The organism is Acinetobacter sp. LoGeW2-3, from assembly GCF_002688565.1.
Taxonomy (GTDB): domain Bacteria; phylum Pseudomonadota; class Gammaproteobacteria; order Pseudomonadales; family Moraxellaceae; genus Acinetobacter.
The window spans coordinates 2451003-2476779 of record NZ_CP024011.1 but is presented as its reverse complement, the minus strand read 5'-3'; the positions used below and the strand labels follow the sequence as shown (position 1 = coordinate 2476779).

The window sequence follows — 25777 nt, the reverse complement described above, 5'->3', positions numbered from 1 at the left end:
ATTAAGGGGTATACAACTACTCTGGAAAACAAAAATATGAATATGATATCTTTATCTTTCTTTGCAGCTTGAATCACTTAGTGTTATGAAAATAGTGAATAAGAAAGACTGATAGGACATATCTATTTACTTCATATAAATATAGAGAATGAATATCATTTACTCCACTGCGGGCTGTAGTATTTTGTATCGTTTTGAAATCGTGTGTATATGCTCATTTACAATAAAAAAACACTGATTCCTTCAAAATCAGTGCTTTCTATAGTTAGATAATGATCTTTTATTTAGATTTCAGGATAAGAGCCTGTACCTTCTGGCCAAGGTGATAACAATTCAAAGCCGGTATCAGTCACATAAACCATGTGTTCCCATTGCGCAGATAATGATTTATCTGCAGTGACAACTGTCCAGCCATCTTTAAGTTCTTTCACACGCGCTTTCCCCAGATTGACCATTGGCTCAATGGTAAACACCATGCCTTTTTTCAGCACAATGCCCTGACCTGGTTGACCATAGTGCAGCACGTTTGGCTGTTCATGGTATACCTTACCAATGCCATGACCACAGTATTCTCGTACAATGCTATAACCTTCACGATGAGCAACAGACTGAATCGCATAACCGATATCACCCAAAGTTGCACCCGGTTTGACTGCATGAATACCAGCAACCATCGCCTCATAAGTGGTTTCAACCAGTTTTTTCGCTTCAGCTGAAGGTGTACCCACGTAATACATACGGCTGGTATCACCAAAATAGCCATCTTTAATAATTGCAACGTCGATATTGATAATATCGCCATCTTTTAAGATAGTCGTTGGTGATGGGATCCCATGACAGACCACTTCATTTGGTGAAATACAGGTGGTTTTGGTATAACCGTAATAACCCACATTCGCCGGAATCACCTTGAGGGTATTCACGATAAAGTCATTACAGATATCATCCAGATATTCAGTCGTGACACCCGGCTTCACATGCTCCCCGATCATCGCTAAAACCTCAGCCGCCAGACGGCCCGATATACGAAGTTTTTCGATATCTTGTTCAGTTTTAAGACTTATCGTAGAAGCTCTCATGTGCTTATCCTCAGTTTGAATAGATGAATTATAGTCCTTTTTAGTGATCAATGTCGCACATCAATTGCTACTATCGTGTAGTACGCTTCAACTGAAAAATAAAATCGTTGACTATTTGTACAACTGAATATCTTCTTGTTTTTAGCATTTTTAAAATTAGAACACACTAAAAGTTTAATTATTAATAAATTTCAATTATATATTTCTACCAGAATTTGAATGATCGGTTTTACGATGATGGCGATCAGTAAAATCAAGGCTTGCAGCCACAAAATAGACTGCAAAAATTAGCCCATTTCCTCTAAAATCGCTTTCTTTTATCTGTTTATTCTCCCTCTATGACAAGTCTCCGTACCCGGGATATTGTTGCCTTAGGTTTTATGACCTTTGCACTGTTCATTGGTGCCGGCAACATTATCTTTCCACCGATTGTGGCTCAACAAGCCGGTGAGCATGTATGGTTAGCTGCCCTAGGTTTCCTGGTTACTGCAGTTGGCCTGCCTGTTATCACCATCGTGGCGTTGTCTCGTGTTGAAGGTTCAATCCAGATCTTAAGTTCTCCTTTAGGTAAAGCTGCAAGTCTTTTACTGACAGTGGTCTGTTATCTAACTGTTGGACCTTTATTCGCAACACCACGTACTGCAACCGTTTCTTATGAAATTGGTTTCTCATCTTATTTTGGCAATGAACCAAGCAACCTGCTGATCTATAGCGTGATCTATTTTGCTGTGGTGACATTGGTATCTCTTTATCCAAACAAAATTCTGGATACTGTAGGTTATTTCCTGTCTCCATTAAAAATTATCGCTTTAATCATTTTAGGTGTGGCTGCAGTGTTTATTCCAGCCAGCAATCCACCTGCGGCAGTAGGCAACTATGTCACCAGTCCGGTTACTGAAGGCATCGTCAATGGTTATCTGACCATGGATACTTTAGGTGCATTGGTGTTTGGTATTGTGATTGTCCGCGCTATTACTTCTCGGGGCGTAACTGACCGCAAACTGATTACCAAATATGCGGTAAATGCTGCCATTATTTCCGGCATCGGCCTGACTCTGGTTTATCTAAGCCTGTTTAAATTAGGCCTAGGCAGTCATGAAATTGCACCGAATGCTGCCAATGGTGCGATTATTCTGCACGCTTATGTACAGCATGCCTTTGGTGATATGGGTGCATATTTCCTTGCCACCATGATCTTTATTGCTTGCATGGTAACGGCGATTGGCTTGACCTGCGCATGTGCTGAATACTTCTCGTCGATTACCCGCTTGCCATATAAAGCATTTGTATTTGTTCTGGTTGGCTTTTCGCTGGTGATTTCAAACCTCGGTTTGACCAAACTGATTGCTGTTTCTGTGCCTGTACTGAGCGCGATTTATCCGCCTGCCATTGCAGTGATCCTGCTGAGCTTCTGCGGACATTTCTTTAAAAAGCCTGCTCAAGTCGTTGCACCAACCACACTGGTTGCATTCATTTTCGGTGTATTTGATGGTCTTAAAGTTGCCGGCTTTGATTTACCTGAAGTACTACAGAATTTACCGCTTTCTGAACAAAACATGGCATGGCTTATCCCAGCCCTGATTATTCTCGTGATTTCAGCTGTGATTGACCGTATCAGAAACTAATCTTTCTGGGCAGTGTCAGTAAATCGTCTTTTTACCCAAAACACGATTTAAGCATGATCAATAATTGTCAGGTTTTACCCAAACGGACATTTATTGGTTCAATTCACTGCATAATGTTTCATCCGAAAGCGTTTAATTAAATGAAGTTGATGAAAACCCATCTATGAAACAATCCAGATATTCATTTGACCAAACCGCTACAATCATTTTCAAAATTATTCAATTTCATTAACTTATATCAATATTCCAACACAATTTATTATTCTTACGCATTCCATATACACGTGCTTACACTCTCTTCCCAGTAAATCACAGATTGTGGCGTACAATTTGCATTTTTCCGCTTGTACCATTTAAGTTTTATTCACTAATCCACCCTTAAACCCCAATTTAAGCGCTTAAATGGTCCAGATAAATTGCTGTACTTTGATATTTTTTTTGGCTCTAAGACTAAAGTTTCTGTATTTCTCTAACACAGTCATCCGGAGCTATTGAAAAGTTCTAGTATTCGCAGTACAACTGTATGTTCAATTCTGATTAATTCACTCAGTTTTGGACATCAATAACACTAAAAATAGGAGGGATGGAGATGTTATCAATACATTTCAATAAGCAAGTCTTCATTGACGCTCTTAAAGCCAATTCAAACCTTGTGGTGTTTTTAAGCACCACCTTTGCGCTTATGTTGACTTTAATCGTGCATTGCGTAATTCAAGGAAATTTAAAGCCAGAGTACTTAGCGTATGCGCTGATCGTCTCGGCTGCATTTTACCTGTGGGTGGTCATTGACCAGAAATATCGCTAATCAACACCGGTGTTGAACCATATGGATGACTTGGCCACTCATCCATATGGTAGAAGAAAAAGAAAAGTCCAATTCAAGTATTGTCTCTTCCAACTTAGAATAAAAATAACCTAAAAAAGTCCCTGCGCTGCGCCCCAAAGCAAAACTCCTGTTCCACCCAGTTCCGCCAAAATTAATCCGATCATCGCCAAAGTCATCAATATGCCTGGTAATTGAAATTTGCCCAATTGATGCGGTTTTCTGAATTGGTTGGTGGTATCTTTCAAGATGCCATGCAAGATATAAGCGCCAATTGAAAAGCTGAAAAATGCCAGATTCGATACCACGCAAATTAAATTTATATTGTCTGAAAATTGAGAATAATAAGCCAGCACCGCAAGAATCAGCGCTGCCGGTGCATACAGCAAACTACTACGATGCGCGATATCCACATAATAATGTGCCCGTGACTGAGCTGAACTGCGGATCTGCAAATATTTCCACACTCCTGTCAGCATGCCCACCCACAAGAAAATTCCACTAAATAAAATTGCCAGCTTGACTGCCAGACTAAGTTCCATTGGCTGCATAACTCTATTCCATTACATTCATTATTTTGACTTTTTAGTCATATTTTAAAGCCGTTCCTATTTGGAACTGGTGTAGATTAATTCTTGATAATGATTCCAAAAATATAGTGTAGCGCATGTCCGAATTCGAAACATTGACCATTAGGTGCAAAGATGGCTATCCATTGATAGCACGTTTTTATGCAGCCAATGAAGCCGCCCGAAAAGCTTTACCGGTATTGATCTGTCCGGCGACTGGGATCACAGCTCAGTTCTACCACAGCTTTAATGTCTGGCTGCAAGCGCAAGGCTATGATGTCTTATGTTTCGACTTCCGTGGTATTGGACAATCGCTGAATGGATCTTTAAAGAAATCCAAAGCCAGCATCGTGCAATGGGGGCAGTTAGATATTCCAGCAGCGATTGATGCTTTACTGGATAAAACCAAAGCAGAAAAAGTGATTCTGGTCGGTCATAGTGCTGGCGGTCAGTTACTCGGTATCGTGCCAAACTATGACAAAGTAGCGAAAGTCGTCGCTGTTTCTGGCTCAACGGGTCATGTGAAAGGTCTAAAAGGTCGAACCAAACTACTCGCCCCTGTCATGTTTGATGTAATCTTCCCGCTTTCACGTTTTACTCTAGGTTATGGTCCAACCAGTAAAATTGGTATGGGTGAAAACCTGCCGAAAGATGTGGCGAAACAATGGGCACAGTTCTGTAGTAAGCCGGGTTATGTCATTAATGCCATTGGTAAGACTGTGCCAAAAACTGAAGATCATCATGAACGCATTACCTGTCCAATTACGGTGCTTTGGAGTTCCGATGATGAGATTGCGACTGAAGCCAATGTAAAGGATTTGATTCGCTTATATCCAAATGCCAAAGCCAATCATAAAGAACTCAAGCCTTCCGCTTTTGGACATAAAGCGATTGGTCATATGCTGATGTTTAAACGTAGTCACCAGAATTTATGGCCGGTAATTGAACAACAGTTATCTACCTAAAGATGATTTAAATAGTTATTTACAGGTTAATGTGCTTTAATACTCTCAGTATGAGATGAGCCTCTTACAGTATGTGCCTTAGATGTGCATACGACTAGCCCCTAACCATGGGGCTTTTTAATGCCTATCTTTTAAGAAAAATTATTGAATATCATAAACCCAATTTTTGGCTTGTTGGTCTGTGGTGGTTTCACAGACATAATAGTCATGATCCCATGCATCTTGATGGAAGATTTCCTTTTTATAGTAAGTCACCTGTTTACCATTCTCAACACAGACAAAGCTGTCGCCTTGGTCTTTAACCTGAGTTCCATTGAGGAAACCACCAATACAGAGGAATCGGGATTGTTTGGACATTTTTAAAAATTTAAAAAAAAGATATCTTAGATTAAACGTATTATTAAGTTAATGCCAACAAAGTATCCTTATAATTGTTCTTCCAAAATATTATTAAAATTAGGCATTAATTCAAATAACTTACCTTCACTACTAAGATCTTTTAACAATCCTTTTTTAACTAATGAAGTTATTGAATCAACGTATCTAAAATAGGTTGGTGCATTATCACTTTCATTTATCTGCTTTCCATTTAATAAAACAAAATTTTGGCCATTTACTCTTTTCTTTTGGATACAACCATCTTTACTTTGATTAATTTCTTTAATCAATTGTTTTTCATAAGTTGATAAACTCTTTAATATTTTGTGCTCAAAATTACTATTATTATGTACTAATTCATTTCTATTTTTTCTAAGTTGATCAATCTCACGCTTCAAACTCTCTTTAAGTTTCTCATCTTCAATTTTATCGATATCCTCGTCTCGTTTCGCTTGCTCAATTAACTCCTTTTCTTTATTTCCTAGCTCAATAGCTCTCTCTTTTTCTAATTTATTTTTTTCAGCTAAATATTTATGTTCTCTTACTAATTCTTGCGAATTTAATTGCTCATAAGCTGATCTTGAGATCCGCCCAAATAAAACCTTTAACCAAGGTGTTAATAAAGTAATAGTAAGAGCAACTAAAATTGGATATACAAATAAATTTGTAAAAGAAGTATTTAAGTCAAAAATATCTAATCGTGCTTGTGCCGTTCCATTTGTGAAGCATAATAAAAACAAAGCTCGCCAATTAAATGCTAAAAAAGATAGTAGAAAAAATCCCCAGTATGGCTCTTTAACACGCGTATTAATTGCATCCAATAGATCTTTCATTAAACACCATATTATTTTTTAAATATTAAAATCTTATGTCCAACTTAGCTTCGGTACGTCAACAATACCTAAACTTTCTTTCGTAGTTTTTTTAAGTTTATCCAAATTGGTATAAATCCAATCTACAAATTGCTCGCCTTCCATAATATTTATCTGATTTTCTTCAGCGTAAAGTTTAGACTCATCTGAAATATGACCAGTCGTTATTACCCACTTATATGCATTAGATGTTGCCTCAGCCTCATAGGCAATCAACTGATTAATAGCATGGTTACTGGTCTCACCATTATGGTGTTTCACTTGAACAAGAATATCTTTTAGGAATGGATTATTTTCAGATGTTGCCTGAATATCCACATCAGCTATACCTTCACCATTTTTCTTATCTAAAATATCTACTTGTGAATATCCTTCAATTTTTAAAAGTTCTTTTACTAGCTCCTCTAAGCCTCGTCCACCAGCTTTTAATCTGGTATTACCTTTACATATTGCATTTAATAATTCTTTTTTAAATTCCTGTTCATAAAAACCTGCTTTTTCTTGAAAACTATTATTGATTTCAAAATTTCCATAATTATTCAGGTTTTGTATTAAATGCTCTATTTCTTCATAGAATCGGGACAAATCCCCTATCGTAGTCCGAAGTTTTAATCGGCTCTCTAAATTCTGTTTCAATGTAGATCGTGGAATTCGAATGATTTTATTGTCTTTTCTAAAGAAGTCTACTTTGATCTGATTAGCACCATGCCCACCAGTGAATGATGGCTCAAAAAATTTTTCACCTAATACCTTTGCTATGGCAATACTTTTTCCTAAAGGCACAATAACAATATCATCTTGTTTTAAGTTAAAGTAATTTTTAACCTGGTTTGTCATCCGACCAATAGAACCATTTTTCTGAATAATTTCTTTTATGAGAGAATCCGCATTAATGTGATTAGCGAAATTTATTTGTTTCCACCCATACCCAATTTTATTCTCTTTGATTAAAGATTCCGGACTTCTGACCATTAAATATTTTTTCATTTTTCTATACACAAAGAATAAGGGCTGATTAATCAGCCCTTATTTCTAACTCAATTTAATTTATTTTTCAACAAATTAAGCTAATTGAGCAGCAGCAATTTTCTTAGTATCGATGTCTTTAGCAGCATCTGTATACTCGCCCATCTTGTCGAAGTTCAAGTATTGGTAGATGTCAGCAGACATGCTGTCGATTTGAGCAGCGTACTGTTGGTATTCTTCTGGAGAAGGTAATTTACCCAATACAGCAGCAACAGAAGCAAGCTCAGCAGATGCTAGGTAAACGTTAGCACCTTGTCCAAGACGGTTCGGGAAGTTACGAGTAGATGTAGACACACAAGTTGTGTTTGGAGCTACACGTGCTTGGTTACCCATACATAATGAACAACCTGGCATTTCAGTACGAGCGCCAGCTTTACCATAAATGTTATAGAAACCTTCTTCCATCAATTGGTGCTCGTCCATACGAGTTGGTGGAGCCAACCATAGACGAGTAGACAATGAACCACCAGGTACTTTATCAAGTAATTTACCAGCAGCACGGAAGTGACCGATGTTAGTCATACATGAACCAACGAATACTTCGTCAATTTTCACGCCTTGAACGTCAGAAAGAAGTTTCGCATCATCTGGGTCGTTCGGGCAGCAAAGAACTGGTTCAGTAATAGTTGCTAGGTCGATTTCATACACTTTAGTGTATTCAGCGTCAGCATCAGCTTTAAGAAGTGATGGGTTAGCCAACCATTTTTCCATGTTCTCAACACGGCGCGCCATAGTACGAGCATCGCCATAGCCTTGTGAAATCATCCACTTAAGCATAGTGATGTTAGAACGTAGGTATTCAGCAACTTTCTCTTCAGAAAGCGTGATCGCACAACCAGCAGCAGAACGTTCAGCAGAAGCATCAGAAAGTTCGAATGCTTGCTCAACAGTCAGGTCAGTTTCCATTTCTGTCAGGTCGATCTCAAGGATACGGCCAGAGAAGATGTTTTTCTTACCTTTCTTCTCTACAGTCAGGTCACCTTCTTGGATCGCTACGTAAGGAATTGCATGTACTAGGTCACGTAGAGTGATACCAGGTTGCATTTTACCTTTGAACTTCACAAGAACTGATTCAGGCATATCAAGTGGCATAACACCAGTTGCTGCAGCGAACGCTACAAGACCAGAACCCGCTGGGAATGAAATACCGATCGGGAAACGAGTATGTGAGTCACCACCAGTACCAACGGTATCTGGAAGAAGCATACGGTTTAACCAAGAGTGGATAATACCGTCACCTGGACGTAGAGAAACACCACCACGGTTCATGATGAAATCAGGAAGCGTGTGTTGCATTTGAACGTCAACTGGTTTTGGATACGCAGCTGTGTGACAGAAAGATTGCATTACCAGGTCAGCAGAGAAGCCTAGGCAAGCAAGGTCTTTAAGTTCGTCACGAGTCATTGGACCAGTTGTATCTTGAGAACCAACAGTTGTCATACGTGGTTCACAGTAAGTACCTGGAACAACACCTTGACCTTCTGGAAGACCACAAGCACGACCAACCATCTTCTGAGCAAGGGTGAAGCCTTTGCCAGTTGCAGCAGGTTGTACTGGAGTACGGAACAATGTAGATACAGGAAGACCTAATTCTTCACGTGCTTTAGTAGTCAAGCCACGACCAATGATCAGGTTGATACGGCCGCCAGCGCGAACTTCGTCAAGAAGAACTGGAGTTTTAAGTTCAGCTTCAGCGATTTGAGCGCCGTCTTTGAACGCAGTAACTTTAGCAGCAGCTTTGTCAATCTTAAGGGTGATTTCGTCGCCCATGTTCATGTTTGCTACGTCGATTTCAACTGGTAACGCACCAGCGTCTTCCATAGTGTTGAAGAAAATCGGAGCAATTTTAGAACCTAAGCAGTAACCGCCTTCTTTCTTGTTAGGAATGTGAGCGATTTCGTCACCAAAGAACCAAAGTACAGAGTTAGTAGCAGACTTACGAGAAGAACCTGTACCAACAACGTCACCTACGTAAGCAACTTGGTTGCCTTTCGCGATCAGTTCTTTGATTTGGTTTAATGGACCAACTTCACCAGGAACTTCTGGGTTGATGCCATCACGTACGTTTTTCAACATTGCATTTGCGTGCAATGGAATGTCTGGACGGCTCCACGCATCTTGTGCTGGAGACAAGTCATCAGTGTTAGTTTCGCCAGTTACTTTGAAAACTGTCAGTTTGATTTCTTCAGGAACGTCTTTACGGTTTGTGAACCATTCAGCGTCAGCCCAAGATTGAAGAACTGCTTGCGCATTTGCATTGCCCGCTTTAGCTTTGTCAGCTACGTCGTGGAACGCATCAAATACAAGAAGAGTTTTCTTCAACGCTTCTGCAGCAAGTTCACCTAGTGCAGCGTCATCTAGAAGTTCAACTAAAGGAGCAACGTTATAACCACCAAGCATAGTGCCCAGTAGGTAAACCGCACGTTCTTTAGAAACTAATGGAGAAGTCGCTTCGCCTTTTGCCAATGCAGCTAAGAACGCAGCTTTTACGTATGCAGCTTGGTCAACACCTGCAGGAACACGGTTTTCAAGCAAGTCAACTAGGTATGCTTCTTCACCCGCTGGTGGATTTTTTAATAATTCAACTAATGCAGCAGTTTGAGCATCGTCAAGTGGCTTCGGTGGGACTCCGAGTGCGGCACGTTCTTCAACGTGTTGGCGGTAAGCTTCTAGCACGGTTTATTCCTCTTTTTTAAAAAATTATCTGTGAATTCCTACTTTTTAAAGCTTCACAAATAATATGGACTCTCAAATTTTACTAAAATTCCAGTTAAAAGTTAATGCAAGTACAGTGTTTCTTTGTGATGCTCATTATTTTGTAAATAAATGATGTGCATAATGATTATTTGATAATCAAAAGTCCATTTTCTTGCATAAATTAAGCTCTATTTGAGCACTTTTAGCTGAATTTCACTTATAAAAAAGGCAACACGAATGTTGCCTGAGTTATAAGAAAAAAGATACTCCACCTTAGTGTACTGTGCTTGTGCTCAAATATTGATTAAATGCATCACGACAGCCCTCAAATTTGAGGACACACTGGTCTTCATAACTGCCATTGTGATTGTTACTGGCAAAGGAAATATCCACCAGATAGAGTTTTTTGTTTTGATCGAGAATACGTTTTAAACTGACTTTATCACCGACGCTGAGCACGTAGTTTCCACCACCAATGATGGCCATGCCCTGTTCATCTTCGAGCAACAGATCTGCATGATGTAAATAACCAACAACGTTCATATTGCTGCTCCTTTCTAGTTATTCTGGAGATGCTTTCATTATTCGATATTCAGATAAGTATTGCTATATTTTAGATTTAGAATTTGTCACAAATTGTACGTATTGCTTAGGCTATTTTTATTATTTATTAGAATCGCATAAATAACTTATTTAACTCTCCTAAAATGCTTTGAGCATGGCAAAGGCATAAAAAAACCGTTCATTAGAACGGTTTATAATCTGGCAATTCATCATGCGGTGTCGCAATACATTTCTCGGTATATTCGGCACGGATTTTTTCACGGGATTCTTTCACATCTTTGGTGATTTCATCCAATGGCATTTTATAAACTTCATCAATAATGGTCATGACAAAGGTCTTGGTGGTTTCATCTTCAACCTTGCTGGCATGTTCAACAGCTTTTTCTTTCTCGATGCCATTTTGACGGTCCAGCATGATACTGCGAGCCGCATTGCCCACACTACGACAATAACCTTGCCACTGCTCTTCAGGGGTGAGTGGTTTCTTTTCGGCACAGCCAACCAAAGCCACCAAAACAGATAAAGCGAATAACTTTTTCATGAACTTCTCCTTACGCAGGGCAATATAAAAGATCACAGCGCATTTGTCATTTAATTTGCAAAATCAGCCCACAACAAAAAAGCCCTGTATAGGGCTTTCTTATTTAAAATGATTTAACCACAAGTGGACTGGACAATTTTTCCAGTTTTCGGGTCAACGGTAACAGTAACACGGTCTTCACGAAAATCCATAGTCACTGCTTGTCCCGGTTTGACCATTCGCACAATTTTAGCTTTGGTTTTGGCTTTAATTTGCGCTTCACTCAGCCCAGACTGACCAATCAGACTATGCGCTGCCTCAGACAGGCAGATGTCCTGATTACTCCGATACAAGGCCCACTCCTCCACGACTTTACCATCTGGCAGATGACAATAGCCGACCTGACCATCGACTTCATTATGGATTTCAAGCTTACCGCCCTGATCCACACAATAAGCACTGGCTGGATTTGGCATGCCAATACGCGGTGTTTCGTCCGGCTGCTGCGCGGCACATCCAGTTAATGCTGCAATCAACATACCCAGATATATGATTCTTTTCATAGGCGATCTTCTTCTAAGGATCATTCCGGATTAATTTAGCATAGTCATGCCCAAGAAAGTTTATCTAAATGTATGTAAATCAATGTGGAAGCATCTATTAGCAATAAATTAGAATACTACGATATCGCTCTGCTGCAATTGATACACAAGAATACTCAGTAATCTGGTTTGAGTGATATATGCGTATACGCTAAGATTTAGTTGAATTTTAAAATTTTCTGCGGCCATGCAAGATCCTCAATTCTCCCTGAAAGAATACCTCTCTACTGTGCAGAAGGTAGTTAAACTCACCTTCGATACACCGGTGTGGGTCAAGGCAGAGATCCGCAATCTAAATATTAAGGCTGGTCATTACTATCTGGAGCTGGCGGAAAAAGATCCGGACAATGATCAGGTGATTGCCAGCTGCCGTGCCACCATCTGGAAATTTGCTGCACAGAAAATTGTGACGCCATTTGAGCGCGAAAGCGGGATTGAATTAAGCCGTGACTTAAATGTTCTGATTAAAGTCAAAGCCAGTTTTGATCCACAATATGGATTTTCTCTAAATATCGTTGAAATTGATCCCAGCTATACTTTGGGTGATATTGCCCGACGTTATCAGGAAATTGTGCAGCGATTGACTATTGAAGGCTTGATTGAACGTAACCGACAATTACCCACACCATTTGACCTCAACCGCATTCTGGTGATCGCCCCTGAAAATGCAGCTGGACTCGGTGACTTCAAAAAAGATGCTGATGCACTTGCCGATGCCAAGGTCTGCGAATTTATTTACCACTCGGCGACGTTTCAGGGAAATACTGCACCACAAAGTATTCGTCAAAGCCTGGCTCAAGGGCTAAAACAGTGGGCGGAAGATTATACGACGGCGCCTGATTTAATCGTGATCATTCGTGGTGGTGGCGCAGTCAATGATCTGGCTTATTTGAATGACTATGATCTGGCTGTGCTACTGTGTAAACGCAGCGTGCCGATCTGGGTTGGTATTGGGCATGAAAAAGACCGAACCATCCTGGATGAAATTGCGCATCGTTCCTTTGATACCCCGAGTAAAGTCATCGCCGGGATTCGCAATCATATTGTGGAACGTGTGCAGGATGTCATTACAAACCTGCAAACCATTCAACGTAGTTCCCAACAGCAGATTCAAGCCTATCAAAGCCAAAATGATCAACTGATGACATTGATTCAAAGTATTGCCAATACCAGAGTTTCAGATGCCTTCAAAGAAATCACGCAGTTGAAATCCAATATTGGCAATCTAGCACGACAGCAAACGCGTATTGCACAGCAACAGATTGAAGCACTACTCCGCGAAACCCTGATCCAGAATCCAAAAACTGTACTTTCCAAAGGTTATGCCATCGTCCGCCAACAAGGTCATGCTGTGCGATCTGTACGTGAACTCAAGAATGAGGTTCAGGTCGAGATGCAGGATGGTACTTTTGTCGCCCATATCACACAGGTAAATCCACATGAGCAATGACACTACTTTAAGCTTCAAAGAAGGCTATGAAATCCTAAAGCGTAATGCAGAATTATTGGATGCCCAGCAGGAACCTGACATTGATAATCTGATGAAGATTGTTGAGGAATCCATGGCAGCGTATAAAGCCTGTAAGACACGTGTGGATGCAGTGCAACAGGCATTAGATGAAACTTTTAAGGAATAAGCTTTAAGTTTCATCCCCTGTCATGTTGCTCTATTACCTCATACGATAAACCTTAAAGTATAGCTTAGGCTATTTCCCTATTTAAAAGCCTTCTTCTCGAAGGCTTTTAAAATTTTCACAAATTACTTTTGCTCTCTCAGCGGATGTTCAGGTTCAGCATCGGGTTTTTTCTCTGGTTTAACATTCTTATAAGAAGCCTGATTGCCCTTATCGTCATTGGATTCTTTGTGCGGTGTTACGTCTTTATCTGATTCTTCTGTTAGCTTCGTCATAATATGCGTGTTCCCTTTTTGAATATGCTTACTTAATAGATATGACAGAATGAGAGCCAACATCAATGATAGAAATGTTGTCTCTTTAGTATTAAATAAACTCGCTAGAACCCTTACCCATAGATCTCTTTTGCACATTCATGAGGCATTAAATCAGCTTAGTAATTCTTGAATAAAGGATTTCTATCTCATCAGATAATTATTCAATTTACGTTTATCATTTAGCGATTGATTTCAAAATAAATTTCGGATAATTTTTAAATATGCCTTTTGGCATTATTTATTCATTCCACGCCTAGCAGATATCGGAATGGATATGTAACTAACTTTTGTTAATGCATATTCAATTTGTAGGTACTGCTATGTCTAAAAAAGATATTCTTCACTTCAAAAAATTCGTTCTCTAGCTTATCAAGAGCAATTCGGTTTGTGTTACTACTGTAATCAACCGATGTGGGAAAATGATCTCCAGTCATTTATATCTCAATACAAAATAAATCCTTCTAAAGCATCCCTATTGAAATCGACTGCCGAACATTTAAATGCTCGTAAAGATGGAGGAAAAGATGCCAAGTTTAATATCGTTACAGCCTGTAAGTACTGCAATAATACACGCAACAAATCAAAAAAAGCTCTTTCACCTACGGCTTATAAACAGCATGTTCATAAGCGATTAATCAATAATAAATGGCATCAAATCAGATTAATTGATCTAAAACAACAAAGCCCCCAATTATGAGGGCTTTATTACTTTAGAATCGCCAGTTATAGAACAAGTCGATGGCTCGTTCGAGGGATTGGCTGGCTTCCAGATACAGACGCTGATTCATTTGATAACGCAAGGTCAGTTTATTCACTGGAGTAAAGACACCGACACCATAACGGATAAACAGATCTGGCGTGATATAACCAGTAACAGACACCTGCGTATCATCCCCTGTACCCTGTGCATCCAGTGCCAAACCACTCAGACCAAACGTACGACCGATCTGATTGGTCAATGCACGTGTACCGCCCAAGCCCAGACTAATCCCTGCAGCAGCAATGGTATTGTTGACATCAGACCTGAAACTATCAGATTGACTCAATGCTGAACTACCTTCATTGATACGGCCAGTGATCAAGGCATTCAATGCTTCCTGTTCAGATAGACCTGCATCGTTATAAACCTGAATAGCCGGACTTGAAGCTGTACCAGTGACACGTACACCTACGGTGCTGCCCTGTACAGCCTTATTGGCATCAATATCCAGTGTCGGATTAGACAATGGACCATTGAAACGGGCAATGGCACGGTTCAGATCCAGACTCTGGCCATAGGCTTCAATTTTCACGCGCTGAGATACACCAATCGCGCCATTGGCACGCATTGCTGTTTCCAGACCACGCTGGGACAGATTCACTCGGCCAAGCAATGGAATACGGCTATCAAAGCCCTGGAAAATTACCTGATTACCCAGTGACACTGCAACATCGGCGCGGATATCCCATGGACGTGCTGATTTTAGAATCGCCAATTGGTCCTGACCTTCCTGCACCACGCGCACATCTGAAGATACACCAACCACTGGTTTAGAAGCTTCAGGCATAGAAATCAGCGCGCGCGGAACATCAACCGAACCGTTCAGACTCAGTTTCTTGTTCAATGGATAAAGATCCAAAGCCAGATCTGGTGTGACAACTGCGGTAATCAGCGGCGCTTGACGGATTAACAGGTTTTCACCTTTCAAACGCAACTGAACACGTGGATCATTTTTCCAGTCTACCGAACCGGTCAATCGACCTACACCACGACCACTATTGAATGCGCCATTAATCGTTGCAGAGTCCTGCCGTACAGATGAATACAACTGCACATTGGTCAGATTCACCGGCAGGGAAATCATGCTGATTGCCCCGTCCTTCACCCGAATTTCACCGTTTAACAATGGCTGAGTCAAAGTACCACTGATCTTGCCGGCATAAGACAAGGTACCTTCTAGCGTACGTACATCCTGAATAAATGGCTTAAATACTTTCAGCTGCACCTGATTAAAGGCCACTTCACCACGCATCGGCTTGCTGTCACGATATGGATCAATAATGACATTGGCATAACCAGTCCCGATATCCGGTGTTTTTACATCCAGACGGATCTGTAAGCCTTCAGCCACACTTTTCGCGACCAGTCCAACTTCATCATATTTCAGGGTTTGACCCAGATATTGTGGATCTTCAGCAGCCAGTCCAACTACACCATTACGTGTCACCAGTCGTGCATCAATTTTTGGTTTGGCACCTTGCGCCCATGACGCACGTGCATATCCGTTGACCTTACCAGTAATCGCCAAACCTTCAGGCAAGAAAGCACTGAAATCGTTTAGGTCCAAGTTTTGGGTTTGGAAAGAAACACTGCCACGGGTTTTATTGACACGAATTGGCTGATCAAAGCACAGCTGACTTTGCTGACTCATCCAGCAATGCGCACCAATAAATAGATCTGATTGTGCTGTGTTATAGATTACAGAGGCATTCTGACGTTGTACTAAACGGGTACGTAAAGAATCAAAATCACCATTTTGAATCTGGCCTAGCCAGTTATCTTGCGCATTAAAACCGCCCGCCAGCTGCACATAGAATTTAGACAGTTTATTTTCTGCCTGAACTTTTAAGATATGTGCTGCACGCGTCCCAGCTAAAGATATTTCACCTCGAGTAATCTGACGATTACCACTACGCAGGTTATCCATGATTGCAGTCAGCAAAGTTGGTGCACTCTGTGAGGTTGGCAACTGGCCTTGTACCCGAATTTTCTGCACACTGAACAAGTTATTAAAGGCAAAATCGTCAACTGCCAGATTAGTAGATGCACGTAGACGCGGTTGTGCCTGCATATTGATATAACCGTATGCACGACCACGTAGTCCTAGATATAACTCATATAGTGCTGGTGCATTGACCTTCAACTGAAGATTCTGTGCATTACCCGTCGCCTGAAGTTGGTTATTGGCATATGACAGGAACAGATTATTGGCTTCAAACTGCTGTGGTACAAATCCACTCTGTTTGGTATCAATAATCATCGACAGATTACCTGTACCACGTACCGGCTTATTATTCAGCATTCCGGCAAGATTCAGACGTTCAATCTGAATCCGTTTCAAGGCATCTGACCATACACCGCGGGTTTTCACATTCCCTGAAAGCTCACCTTTAACACTTGAAGCAAAATATTGCGGCTTAAAGCGAACCAGTGAGGCATTGATATCCCAGCCAAAACCATTCGCCAGGTTGACCAGACCACTAGCATTGATCTTGCCCGCGATACCATCATGCTTAAATTCATTAATTTTTAGTAATTCAGGCGTACCAGATACCTTCAATTTAAGTAGACCTTTGCTGGCAGCAAACTGGCTGGCATTTAAATTACCATCATAATTCACTGCATAGCCTTTAAAGCCACCACCATGTTTTTCATCATGGAACAACAAGGCTGCAGTACTAGTCCCGGTGAGTCGAACAGTTTCATTTTGGCCTGCCAGACGACCCGTTAAATCTACTGCTTTTAAGTTAATAATCTGCTGATTTGGCTTGGCATAACCACTCGCTGTAACTCGGCCATTGAGACGATCTACTGGAGAAGCAGCTGCCAGTGCCTGAGTATTTAGATCTTTTGCATTGAGTACTGCGCTCCATTTTAACTGGCGCTTTTTATCCGGCAGCTCTACTACGGCGTTGCCAGAGAGATTGCCACTTTGCGCGCTATAGTTAAAGCTTGGTACTTTAAGAATATTATTCTTCAGATTCAGTTTAGCCTGATACATACCAGGTGGCAGCATACCTTGCTCATGCGCGGCGACACGTGTTGCTACAAAGATGTCCTGCTGACCTTCAGTCAGTGCCAGATTCACATCTCCAGATTCGCTCTTTAACCAGCCCACATAAGGCACAGCACGGTCGATATTTTTCCAAGCCACATTCATTAGCATCGGTTGGGCTTTTTTATTTTTCGCCTCATTCTGATCCAGCTTGATGTTCCAGGTTTCATAGCGATCAAAATCAACCAGCGCTGTCAGATGTAAACCTTTTTCCAGTGTCCCTTTGGAAGCAACATTTCCATCCAGGCTTGGTGGCAGGAAGTCCTGTACGACCTGCGGAATCACTTTGTCCTTAGGATTAAGGTGATTTACACGTCCAGACACATCCCAGGTGACCTGATCATGCCAACCAACCATACCTGCAAGACTGACTGAGCCTTTCATCAGCTGACCATTAAAATCAGTGATATTCAGCTGATTGACCAGATCCGTATACATCATCGCATTGTACTGACCTTCAGGAATATCTTTGCCGCTGAGGTCAGTATTAAGATTGATATTAAGTCGCTGGATATCACCATTAAACTCAGCCATACCATCTTTGGAGAATAATTTTTGATCTTCTAATATTGGCCAGTGATACTGGTTAAATTTGAGTTTACCGAACATCGGCACATACGGATTCATCGGATGAATCACGGCCCATCCGGTCAACAAGTCTGGGGTATACGTCGCGACACCCGCTTCAATGGTTTCTAGCGTACCGCGTGCTGCGACACGAATATCACGAATGTTCAGGCTATTATTCAGTGATGGGATATTCAAGACACCCGTAGCATTCAGTGGGTATTTACCATGGAAATCCATATCACCGCTGGCATTATAGACATACAGATAACCCATGTTCATGCGTGATTTTTCAAAGGTCAGCTTGGTTCCCGACCAGAGTCCGTCATTGATCACTACATCGTAAAAGTCGACTGACGAGCTATGGGTTTTAATCAGCAGGTGATCCAGATCCAGATGATCGACTCGCAACACGAATGGCAGACGGATGTCATTATAGGCAAAGGGCTTATCACTCGGTGGATTCTTGGTAATGATCTGTAGATTACGTACATCGGCAGTATTCAGGTGAATTTCCCGCTTAATAATCGCCCGCCAGCCCAAAGTGACATCGGCACGATCAATTTTGACATCAACCGGTTTCAGGGTGACCAGTACATTACGCAGGATAATCCCGCGCCACAGGTTTCCGCCCTCATATTCATAATGAATAATCTGCTGGCGTTGCAGTACCTGATCCAGCAGAAACTTACTGCCGCGATCCGTCGAGAACATGATCGCCAGTGCTGCGAGTAAAAACAGAATCGAAAACAGCACCGACAATAAGATGCTTCTTAAAACACGGCGCTTCTTAGGCAAAGGCGTATTTTCTGGTTCTGCGTCTTGTGGTTGCTGGTTCTCGACCATGTTCTTCCCAAATATCTAAAAATTTTAAATCAGTTTGTTTTATAGCTGTGAGCCAATAAAGAAATGCAGGCGGATTGGATGGTTATCATCCGATATGCCTGAAGCCACATCAATACGAATCGGGCCAATAGGAGATGCCCAACGCACACCAAGGCCTACCCCATATTCTGTTGGGTTACTGAAGTCCTTGTCATAAGCATTCCCGGCATCAGCAAATACTGCTGCACGCCAGCCTTCCTTGAATTGGTAGTTATATTCCAGGGAGCCAATTGCCAAGGCCTGACCGCCCACTTTAAAGCCATCAATTTCTGGTGACAAACTCTTATAGTCAAAACCACGAATACTTTGATCACCACCGGTGAAGTATCTCAGGTTATACGGCACTTTGGTAAAATCTTCAGTAAAAATATAGCCTGCGTCGGCACGACCAACAAATTGGTGATCGGCATTTTCACCCAGTGAATAGATAAAGCGCCATCCAGCATTGGCAATCGCCATATCTGCATCGGATAGTAGTGCTTCACTGCCCACCTCAAGCTTATAGGTCTGTTTAAAGCCTTTGGTTGGGTTTACCCGACGGTCACTGGTGGTACGAGCGACTTCATAACCAAATAACAGCGATTGTTGTTCTTCTGCAGCACTTCCCAAGAATGCATCTGGAATATCAGACGCGTCTACTGTGCCATCCTGGGTTAAGCGATCTAAACGATAACGTACGCCATAAGTATGTTGCCAGCTGCCACGTGGATTTTTAATAAAGCGATCAGCACCAACAACCGCAGACTCAATCAATAGGCCATTGCCTTGTGCGACATCATCACGTTCTTCACGCTCATAACCACCAACAATACTGATGTAATCATTCAGTGGATGCTTATATGGAATATTATAGCGGCCATCAATAGATTGACGGATTTGTGACAGCTCGACGTTGGCATCGAAAGAATGTCCACGCTTATTAACGATGGCACGACGGTACTGACCACGTACACGTGTTCCGGTATCAGTTCCATAACCTAGACCCGCTTCAGCACTATTCAACTTGTCAGCATTTAAGGTCACGATTACCGGAACAACTTTCTCCTCACGTGCCTGTGCTTTCAGACGTTCCTGTTCATTAGCCTTAGTTTCCTGTGCAGTACGCAGGGCACGTAGATCCGGACTTTCTTCCTCTCGACTACCCGCGAACTGGCTTTCATCGACAACACTTTGAGTCACTTCCTGGGTAGAAGCCACCGCTTTTTTCTCTTGTGTCAAAGTGGCTTCAGAGATTTTTTGCTGATCGACCAGCAGCTGCAGATCAGGTGGCAGTTCAAGTTCTGCTTCGACTGGATCCGGTTTTACCGCATCGACCAAGGTATAGTTAAAATACCGTGAGTTGGTCAGGTTATTCGCCAGCGTATTTACCCGCCAGAAACGGTAATCAGCATCTTCTTGCCACGGCACAAGACTTTGCAGGATATCTGGATCTAGCGGGAATTCTTCATCCGGATCACTCATCCGGAAAGTTACCGGTCCAAGCTTGTACGGATCGCCAGTTTCATAACGCAGATTCACATCAGCCGTATTCTGTGGCTGTGCCACCTTGGCATCATGCAGACGCCAGAACGCATCAAAGTAGCCGTTATTACTCGCTGCTTCGACGATACGTTCCTTGGTTTTTTCATAATTGCCATGATTAAATACGTCACCCACTTCCTGATCTGGCAATACACCAATTACCTGGAACTGTGGTTGCTCAGCACCCGCACCGGTAAATTCTACATTCTGACTTTGGATAATCACTGGTTCATTCGGTGTGACATGAACTCTCACCCGTGATTCAGAAAGTTTTTCAAAACGGAATTCAGCATTATAAAAACCGACTGCCTGAGCAGCCTGATTAGATAGACTTCGCAATTGTGGCAAAGCTGACTGGAAATCACTAAAGGATTCTTGGGTAAAACTTGACAGTTTATTTTCAATGTTCTCTGCCAGGTTTTCATACGCCTCTGCACGTGCAGTCGCGCTTAACTCATTACTCGATTGAGTATTAATTTCACCATTACGAATCACCACGTCTGCATCAATACGCGGCACTTTAGCCGTCATAATCTGACGAGGTGGACGGATCTTATAGAAGAGTCGTTTAAAAATATTCGGCTTTTTGTCATCTTGCGGCGTAAGTTGTCGTGGAGAGATTTCCGGCAAGGTACTGCCTGCTTCATTCGCCTGCACAATGATCTGACTATCAGACTGAATGCTTTGCATCAGTTGATCGACATTCACTGGTGCCTGATTGATTTCCAGTAATTCCTGCTGACTGATATCAGCAACTACAGTTTCTGTTTGCTGGGTCTGACGGTAGCTTTGCGCTTCCTGTTTAGCTTGTTCAGCGACACGGTAAATTTCATCCGCCATCGACTGATCAATCGGTTGCACTGGTAGTTCTTCTAGATCTTCAAATTCAATCGGCTTAAAGACATCGAGCTGTGCACCTTGCTGTTCCTGCTGCTTTAGCATTTCCAGACTGTCTACTTGATTTTCTGGCTGCAACACCTGTTCGATTTTCTCGGCGGCTTCATCTTCAGAATTCGCAACACCTTGTTGAACCGCCTGCTTGGACAGTTCATCAATCATTTCTGCCTGTGAAACTGCCACTGGCGTTTCCGTCTGTGGAGTTTGTGCCATGCTATATTGGGTTAACATCATGAAGAAAATGCTCATACACAGACGACCGCCTGTATGTGCAGATATGAGTGGACTCATACTCTGACTGAGCATTGTTTCTTTAAATTTTCTCTTTGCAGGCATAGCAAACTCTAAACGAATACATTCTTTAATTGATTATTTGACCGAAAAATATAAGCTAAGAAACTTGAATCTATAGGATTTTGCCATTTCCGTGGTCAAGCGTATCTTACATGATTTTTCATGATGTTCACGCATCACTGACATTTCTTAATAAATCTTAATGTAGCACGTCCAATATGAACAACAACGAACATTTGTTAGGCTCACGTCGTTTTTTACCCATGTTTTTGACGCAATTTTTCGGGGCATTGAATGATAATGTATTCAAACAGGCATTATTGCTGGTCATCACCTATGGATGGATTCAGCAAAGCGCGAGCATCAGCACCTTAAATAACCTTGCTGCATTACTATTTATTTTGCCTTATTTTATTTTTTCTGCGACTGCCGGACAAATTGCCGATAAATACGAACGCTCACATCTGATCCGCTATATCAAAATTTTAGAAATTGTCATTATGGTACTTGGAACCATTGGTTTCCTGATGGGCAACCTGTGGATTCTCATGTTTGCATTGTTTCTGATGGGGACACAGTCCACCTTCTTTGGGCCGATTAAATATGCGATTTTGCCTGAAGTGCTGAAAAAAGACGAATTAATGTCTGGTAATGCGCTATTCCAGTCTGGAACTTCCTTGGCAATCCTGTTCGGTATGATTCTAGGCGGTGCCGTGATTGCAGCATCGGAAGGTAATTTACTTTGGATCAGCCTGACCGTACTGATTATTGCAGTGCTAGGTTATATTTCCAGCCGTTTTATTTTAAAGCAAAGCATTCCAGCACCTGATATTCAAATTGACTGGAACTTTTTCCGCACCAGTTTTCAAACCCTGAAATATGCCAAAAGTTTACCTTTGGTTTTTCTGATTCTGATTGGCAACTCATGGTACTGGTTCTACGGCGCGACCTACTTAACCCAGATTCCACAACTGACCCTGCAGAATCTACATGCCTCTGAAAATGTCGCAAGCCTACTATTAACCTTCTTCTCGATCGGAATTGGTTTGGGATCTTATTTATGTCGTAAATTGGGCGGTACAGAAGTCAATATTCGTATGGTACCGATTGGTGCAGTCGGACTGACGGTTTTTGCAATTTATCTGGCTGTGAGCATGGCTTTTGTGCCTGAACGTACTGGCGAGTTACTGGGTTTAGCGGACGTGTTCCATGAGGGCTGGAGCTATTACCATGTCATGTTTGCAGTCACTTTATTGGGCATTAGCGGTGGTTTTTATATTGTTCCGCTGTATGCCATGATGCAGGCGCATTCTCCCCGCTCACATCGTGCACGAGTGGTTGCAGCAAATAACATTTTGAATGCAATTTTCATGGTATCTTCTGCTATATTCTCGATTATCATTTTAAGTGTCTTAAAGTTTGATCTTAAAATACTTTTCTGTATTACAGCGGTCTTAAGCGGCATCTTTACCTTATGGTTATTGCTGAGTCTTAAACCGATGATCAACTCTGCACAAGCATCATTGGAGGATTAATGCATGCGTCAATTTACAGGTGTCGATAAGCTCATTCATTCTTTTGACCAGGCATTACGTAGTCTTGTTCCAGGTACGACTTCCGCACAACGCAGCAATCCTGCCGAAAATACTGAAACCCAACTCGCGGTTTCCGATGCACGTCATGTTGCGGGTCTAATGCGTGTAAATCATAGCGGTGAAGTTTGTGCACAGGCGCTGTATCATGGTCAGGCGCTGACTGCTAAATTGCCAAATGTACGTCGTGAGATGGAACAGGCTGCGATTGAAGAACAGGATCATCTGGCTTGGTGTGAAGACCGTTTAAAAGAATTAGAGAGTCATACCAGCTTGTTGAATCCAGTATGGTACGGTCTTTCTTTCGGCATGGGTGCGATTGCCGGAATTGCTGGCGACAAATACAGTCTTGGTTTTGTTGCAGAAACAGAACGTCAGGTCAGTATGCACTTGCAACATCATATTAGCCAGTTACCACCACATGATGAACGTTCACGTTGCATTCTGGAACAGATGAATGAAGATGAATTACATCACCGTGATACGGCTCTGGCTGCAGGTGGTGTGGATCTACCCTTACCCGTAAAAATTGCCATGACCGGTATTTCAAAATTAATGACCAAGACCAGTTATTATATTTAAGCCGTCACGTAGAAAAGCCCACGATCATGTGGGCTTTTTTTATTCTGATGATTATGTCTTGATCTAGATAACTTATTGATAAGTTTTAAAGAGCTGATCCATCAATTCAAATGTCTCATTACAGAATATCGGTTCATCTTTCATTCAGCCTTTATTCTTCAATGAAGATGATATGATTAAAATTGCTCAGTACTTAGGTTCAATAGAACTATAAAATAATTGAAACTATATACAGTGACTCAATACCCATTACCAACGTAACAACAAAAATAACGATTCAGAGGTAAGTTATGGAAACGGGCATTATTCTTGGTATTTTGTTAGCGATCGTTGTGCTATTAATAATTTTTTATAATAAGAAAAAATAGTCAGCCATTTTTGATGAATCCGGATCTTCTAAATTCAACAATCTGTTCCAGCCTTATACAAATAAAGAAGCCTACGGGCTTAGGCTTTTGAAGATTTAGGACTGACTACAGGTCATGCTCACGTTTAAAACGTGCCAGTTTACGCTCTGCATCAAAATAATTAAATTCGATCCGTTCCTGTTTAATTTTCAGTTCACGGATACGGTGAATATAACTATCCCGATTTTCCTTGGTTAGCTTTGGATCAAGTAAATAGCTTTGATAACGCTCCAACTCATCAAACCACTCATCTTGAGCTTTTTTAGCCTGATAATATTGAGCTGCAACCTCATGATAAGGTTTCAGTTCTGCATGCTGTGCATAAGGACAGACCTGATAGGAACCGCCACCATTAAGACTGGCATGAAATATGTTTACAGGCTGACAGTAATCAAAACGCCCCTTGGTATAACCCACGTCATATAAACTTTGGTTGGGCTGGATATTTCCTTTTGCGCAGGCCTTTTCATATTGAGTAAAGCGGTTATAGCGCCCTGCTGCACCATCACGTTGACCCACGTCCATCCAGTCCGCAACCTGACATTCCTTGACGGACATCACCGTACAGCCACTAAGTAATAAAACTGAAGCCGTCAATACAACATGCACCAGACGCATCAAGCTTCCCCCTAAATAATCTTGATAGTGTGAAAATTCAAATTTTATTAACTACATAAGTTTATATTTTATTTAAGGATTTCAAAGCACATTTTTTATCGGGCTTAAACTCAGGATTTAAAGCGCAGATTTAAGCCTTAACCTTTGGATACTGTAGTTGGCGATTATATTCAAAGGCTGGATGTGACCAGATATCATGCATTGGAATTTTGACATCTAAGGCCAGCGGTAATTTTTTTGGATTAAATTCCATCTCACTGAGATCACTACCCCAGGCAATCAAGTCGATATCCAGACTGATCTGATGCGATGGACGAACTCGTCCTGAATCGGCTTCCATCTGTTTAAGCTGCTGAACCATTTCTTCGGCAGTCATTTCAGCTTTTAACAGACATGCTGAATTCCAGTAATCCTCACCAATCCCGTCACGGCACGGAATAATATAGATGGGAGAAAACTGAACTTCTCCCCAAGTGGCAATACGTTGTTGTGCAGCTTGAAAATGTTGCTGAGGATGACAATTACTCGCCAGTGCTAAGGCGAATATCGTTTCGGTGGCGTTCAAGACGTATCCCTACAGAATTGGCTTGCGCGATAATGGCAGGCTTACGAATCGTAATCTTAATCGATTCAATTGCTGCAAAGGTAGTAAAAAGTGCGTTTAGCACTAACTTTGCTGCATGTTCAATCAATTCTGGCTGTGCCTGCTGAATTGTTTGTGCAGAAATTTCACAAATCTCGGCATAATTCAGCGTATCTGCCAAAGCATCAGAATTGGAAGCCTGTTCCAAATCAGTCTGAATGATTATATCCAGCATTAAAGGTTGAATAATCTGACGTTCCCAGTCAAAACAGCCAATCACTGTTTCAACCTTCAAACCTTCAATGATAATTGCGTCCATTTGACCACTCGGAAGTTTGATATATA

General features: G+C 41.5%; 23 protein-coding genes. 8 read left to right on the top strand and 15 right to left on the bottom strand.

Going from position 1 to position 25777, the window contains the following annotated elements; all coding sequences use genetic code 11:
• Window positions 1-284 precede the first annotated feature (284 nt).
• Window positions 285-1079: a type I methionyl aminopeptidase gene (gene map, locus BS636_RS11995; protein WP_099338978.1), complete on the bottom strand. Its 795-nt coding sequence runs from the start codon at window positions 1077-1079 to the stop codon at window positions 285-287.
• 338 nt (window positions 1080-1417) lie between these two features.
• On the opposite strand from map, the gene brnQ reads away from it, so the two are divergent.
• Together brnQ and BS636_RS11985 are read left to right on the top strand one after the other, a co-directional pair.
• Window positions 1418-2704, top strand: coding sequence for a branched-chain amino acid transport system II carrier protein (gene brnQ, locus BS636_RS11990; RefSeq protein WP_099338977.1), 1287 nt, complete (start codon window positions 1418-1420; stop codon window positions 2702-2704).
• Window positions 2705-3293: 589 nt separating this feature from the next.
• Window positions 3294-3509: a hypothetical protein gene (locus BS636_RS11985; protein WP_099338976.1), complete on the top strand. Its 216-nt coding sequence runs from the start codon at window positions 3294-3296 to the stop codon at window positions 3507-3509.
• A gap of 110 nt (window positions 3510-3619) precedes the next feature.
• Here BS636_RS11985 and BS636_RS11980 read toward each other — a convergent pair whose 3' ends face one another.
• Window positions 3620-4078 (bottom strand): hypothetical protein, encoded by a 459-nt coding sequence (locus tag BS636_RS11980; RefSeq protein WP_099338975.1) that lies wholly within the window; start codon window positions 4076-4078, stop codon window positions 3620-3622.
• A gap of 116 nt (window positions 4079-4194) precedes the next feature.
• On the opposite strand from BS636_RS11980, the gene BS636_RS11975 reads away from it, so the two are divergent.
• Complete coding sequence (locus BS636_RS11975; protein ID WP_099338974.1) at window positions 4195-5061, top strand: alpha/beta fold hydrolase; 867 nt, start codon at window positions 4195-4197, stop codon at window positions 5059-5061.
• 141 nt (window positions 5062-5202) lie between these two features.
• Here the strand turns inward: BS636_RS11975 and BS636_RS11970 are convergent, their stop codons facing one another.
• The 7 genes from BS636_RS11970 to BS636_RS11940 all read right to left on the bottom strand — a co-directional run bounded on the left by BS636_RS11970 (window position 5203) and on the right by BS636_RS11940 (window position 11681).
• A complete protein-coding gene (locus BS636_RS11970; RefSeq protein WP_099338973.1) occupies window positions 5203-5418 on the bottom strand; it encodes a hypothetical protein in 216 nt (71 codons plus the stop codon).
• A 68-nt stretch (window positions 5419-5486) separates the two neighbouring features.
• Window positions 5487-6272: a hypothetical protein gene (locus BS636_RS11965; protein WP_099338972.1), complete on the bottom strand. Its 786-nt coding sequence runs from the start codon at window positions 6270-6272 to the stop codon at window positions 5487-5489.
• Window positions 6273-6305: 33 nt separating this feature from the next.
• Window positions 6306-7298, bottom strand: a complete 993-nt coding sequence (locus BS636_RS11960; protein ID WP_099338971.1) for a restriction endonuclease — start codon at window positions 7296-7298, stop codon at window positions 6306-6308.
• A gap of 75 nt (window positions 7299-7373) precedes the next feature.
• The gene (locus BS636_RS11955; RefSeq protein ID WP_099338970.1) at window positions 7374-10013 is read right to left on the bottom strand and encodes a bifunctional aconitate hydratase 2/2-methylisocitrate dehydratase; all 2640 of its coding nucleotides are present in this window, start codon (window positions 10011-10013) and stop codon (window positions 7374-7376) included.
• A 294-nt stretch (window positions 10014-10307) separates the two neighbouring features.
• Window positions 10308-10577: a hypothetical protein gene (locus BS636_RS11950; RefSeq protein ID WP_099338969.1), complete on the bottom strand. Its 270-nt coding sequence runs from the start codon at window positions 10575-10577 to the stop codon at window positions 10308-10310.
• Between the two features lie 202 nt (window positions 10578-10779).
• Complete coding sequence (locus tag BS636_RS11945; protein WP_099338968.1) at window positions 10780-11139, bottom strand: hypothetical protein; 360 nt, start codon at window positions 11137-11139, stop codon at window positions 10780-10782.
• A 113-nt stretch (window positions 11140-11252) separates the two neighbouring features.
• Complete coding sequence (locus tag BS636_RS11940) at window positions 11253-11681, bottom strand: I78 family peptidase inhibitor (RefSeq protein WP_099338967.1); 429 nt, start codon at window positions 11679-11681, stop codon at window positions 11253-11255.
• Between the two features lie 226 nt (window positions 11682-11907).
• Here BS636_RS11940 and xseA point away from each other — a divergent pair, with 226 nt between their 5' ends.
• Complete coding sequence (gene xseA / locus BS636_RS11935) at window positions 11908-13170, top strand: exodeoxyribonuclease VII large subunit (protein ID WP_099338966.1); 1263 nt, start codon at window positions 11908-11910, stop codon at window positions 13168-13170.
• Entirely contained in the window at window positions 13160-13357 is a 198-nt protein-coding gene (gene xseB, locus BS636_RS11930) for an exodeoxyribonuclease VII small subunit (RefSeq protein WP_099338965.1), read from the top strand. Before xseA ends, xseB begins: the two co-directional genes overlap by 11 nt.
• Before the next feature lie 122 nt (window positions 13358-13479).
• Here the strand turns inward: xseB and BS636_RS16315 are convergent, their stop codons facing one another.
• Window positions 13480-13629: a hypothetical protein gene (locus BS636_RS16315; protein WP_171266017.1), complete on the bottom strand. Its 150-nt coding sequence runs from the start codon at window positions 13627-13629 to the stop codon at window positions 13480-13482.
• 451 nt (window positions 13630-14080) lie between these two features.
• Between BS636_RS16315 and BS636_RS16640 the strand changes: the two genes are divergently transcribed.
• Window positions 14081-14368: an HNH endonuclease gene (locus BS636_RS16640; protein ID WP_099338963.1), complete on the top strand. Its 288-nt coding sequence runs from the start codon at window positions 14081-14083 to the stop codon at window positions 14366-14368.
• 13 nt (window positions 14369-14381) lie between these two features.
• On the opposite strand, the gene BS636_RS11915 is transcribed toward BS636_RS16640, so the two are convergent.
• Complete coding sequence (locus BS636_RS11915) at window positions 14382-18899, bottom strand: translocation/assembly module TamB domain-containing protein (RefSeq protein ID WP_099338962.1); 4518 nt, start codon at window positions 18897-18899, stop codon at window positions 14382-14384.
• 39 nt (window positions 18900-18938) lie between these two features.
• The gene (locus tag BS636_RS11910; RefSeq protein WP_099338961.1) at window positions 18939-21692 is read right to left on the bottom strand and encodes an autotransporter assembly complex protein TamA; all 2754 of its coding nucleotides are present in this window, start codon (window positions 21690-21692) and stop codon (window positions 18939-18941) included.
• A 176-nt stretch (window positions 21693-21868) separates the two neighbouring features.
• Here BS636_RS11910 and BS636_RS11905 point away from each other — a divergent pair, with 176 nt between their 5' ends.
• Both BS636_RS11905 and coq7 read left to right on the top strand, forming a co-directional pair.
• Window positions 21869-23185 (top strand): MFS transporter, encoded by a 1317-nt coding sequence (locus tag BS636_RS11905; RefSeq protein ID WP_099338960.1) that lies wholly within the window; start codon window positions 21869-21871, stop codon window positions 23183-23185.
• 3 nt (window positions 23186-23188) lie between these two features.
• Window positions 23189-23824 (top strand): 2-polyprenyl-3-methyl-6-methoxy-1,4-benzoquinone monooxygenase, encoded by a 636-nt coding sequence (coq7, locus tag BS636_RS11900; protein ID WP_099338959.1) that lies wholly within the window; start codon window positions 23189-23191, stop codon window positions 23822-23824.
• A 473-nt stretch (window positions 23825-24297) separates the two neighbouring features.
• Here coq7 and BS636_RS11895 read toward each other — a convergent pair whose 3' ends face one another.
• The 3 genes from BS636_RS11895 to folB all read right to left on the bottom strand — a co-directional run bounded on the left by BS636_RS11895 (window position 24298) and on the right by folB (window position 25751).
• Window positions 24298-24849 (bottom strand): DUF2799 domain-containing protein, encoded by a 552-nt coding sequence (locus tag BS636_RS11895; RefSeq protein ID WP_099338958.1) that lies wholly within the window; start codon window positions 24847-24849, stop codon window positions 24298-24300.
• A gap of 130 nt (window positions 24850-24979) precedes the next feature.
• Window positions 24980-25414: a 2-amino-4-hydroxy-6-hydroxymethyldihydropteridine diphosphokinase gene (locus tag BS636_RS11890; RefSeq protein WP_099338957.1), complete on the bottom strand. Its 435-nt coding sequence runs from the start codon at window positions 25412-25414 to the stop codon at window positions 24980-24982.
• On the bottom strand, window positions 25371-25751 hold the full coding sequence (gene folB, locus BS636_RS11885) for a dihydroneopterin aldolase (RefSeq protein WP_099338956.1): 381 nt from the start codon (window positions 25749-25751) through the stop codon (window positions 25371-25373). Before folB ends, BS636_RS11890 begins: the two co-directional genes overlap by 44 nt.
• Window positions 25752-25777: the final 26 nt, after the last annotated feature.

What these genes read in the sequence shown, in the direction of transcription:
- map (WP_099338978.1), bottom strand. Translation starts at nt 1,079, where the DNA reads ATGAGAGCTTCTACGATAAGTCTTAAAACTGAACAAGATATCGAAAAA.
- brnQ (WP_099338977.1), top strand. Translation starts at nt 1,418, where the DNA reads ATGACAAGTCTCCGTACCCGGGATATTGTTGCCTTAGGTTTTATGACC.
- BS636_RS11985 (WP_099338976.1), top strand. Translation starts at nt 3,294, where the DNA reads ATGTTATCAATACATTTCAATAAGCAAGTCTTCATTGACGCTCTTAAA.
- BS636_RS11980 (WP_099338975.1), bottom strand. Translation starts at nt 4,078, where the DNA reads ATGCAGCCAATGGAACTTAGTCTGGCAGTCAAGCTGGCAATTTTATTT.
- BS636_RS11975 (WP_099338974.1), top strand. Translation starts at nt 4,195, where the DNA reads ATGTCCGAATTCGAAACATTGACCATTAGGTGCAAAGATGGCTATCCA.
- BS636_RS11970 (WP_099338973.1), bottom strand. Translation starts at nt 5,418, where the DNA reads ATGTCCAAACAATCCCGATTCCTCTGTATTGGTGGTTTCCTCAATGGA.
- BS636_RS11965 (WP_099338972.1), bottom strand. Translation starts at nt 6,272, where the DNA reads ATGAAAGATCTATTGGATGCAATTAATACGCGTGTTAAAGAGCCATAC.
- BS636_RS11960 (WP_099338971.1), bottom strand. Translation starts at nt 7,298, where the DNA reads ATGAAAAAATATTTAATGGTCAGAAGTCCGGAATCTTTAATCAAAGAG.
- BS636_RS11950 (WP_099338969.1), bottom strand. Translation starts at nt 10,577, where the DNA reads ATGAACGTTGTTGGTTATTTACATCATGCAGATCTGTTGCTCGAAGAT.
- BS636_RS11945 (WP_099338968.1), bottom strand. Translation starts at nt 11,139, where the DNA reads ATGAAAAAGTTATTCGCTTTATCTGTTTTGGTGGCTTTGGTTGGCTGT.
- BS636_RS11940 (WP_099338967.1), bottom strand. Translation starts at nt 11,681, where the DNA reads ATGAAAAGAATCATATATCTGGGTATGTTGATTGCAGCATTAACTGGA.
- xseA (WP_099338966.1), top strand. Translation starts at nt 11,908, where the DNA reads ATGCAAGATCCTCAATTCTCCCTGAAAGAATACCTCTCTACTGTGCAG.
- xseB (WP_099338965.1), top strand. Translation starts at nt 13,160, where the DNA reads ATGAGCAATGACACTACTTTAAGCTTCAAAGAAGGCTATGAAATCCTA.
- BS636_RS16315 (WP_171266017.1), bottom strand. Translation starts at nt 13,629, where the DNA reads ATGACGAAGCTAACAGAAGAATCAGATAAAGACGTAACACCGCACAAA.
- BS636_RS16640 (WP_099338963.1), top strand. Translation starts at nt 14,081, where the DNA reads ATGTGGGAAAATGATCTCCAGTCATTTATATCTCAATACAAAATAAAT.
- BS636_RS11915 (WP_099338962.1), bottom strand. Translation starts at nt 18,899, where the DNA reads ATGGTCGAGAACCAGCAACCACAAGACGCAGAACCAGAAAATACGCCT.
- BS636_RS11910 (WP_099338961.1), bottom strand. Translation starts at nt 21,692, where the DNA reads ATGCCTGCAAAGAGAAAATTTAAAGAAACAATGCTCAGTCAGAGTATG.
- BS636_RS11905 (WP_099338960.1), top strand. Translation starts at nt 21,869, where the DNA reads ATGAACAACAACGAACATTTGTTAGGCTCACGTCGTTTTTTACCCATG.
- coq7 (WP_099338959.1), top strand. Translation starts at nt 23,189, where the DNA reads ATGCGTCAATTTACAGGTGTCGATAAGCTCATTCATTCTTTTGACCAG.
- BS636_RS11895 (WP_099338958.1), bottom strand. Translation starts at nt 24,849, where the DNA reads ATGCGTCTGGTGCATGTTGTATTGACGGCTTCAGTTTTATTACTTAGT.
- folB (WP_099338956.1), bottom strand. Translation starts at nt 25,751, where the DNA reads ATGGACGCAATTATCATTGAAGGTTTGAAGGTTGAAACAGTGATTGGC.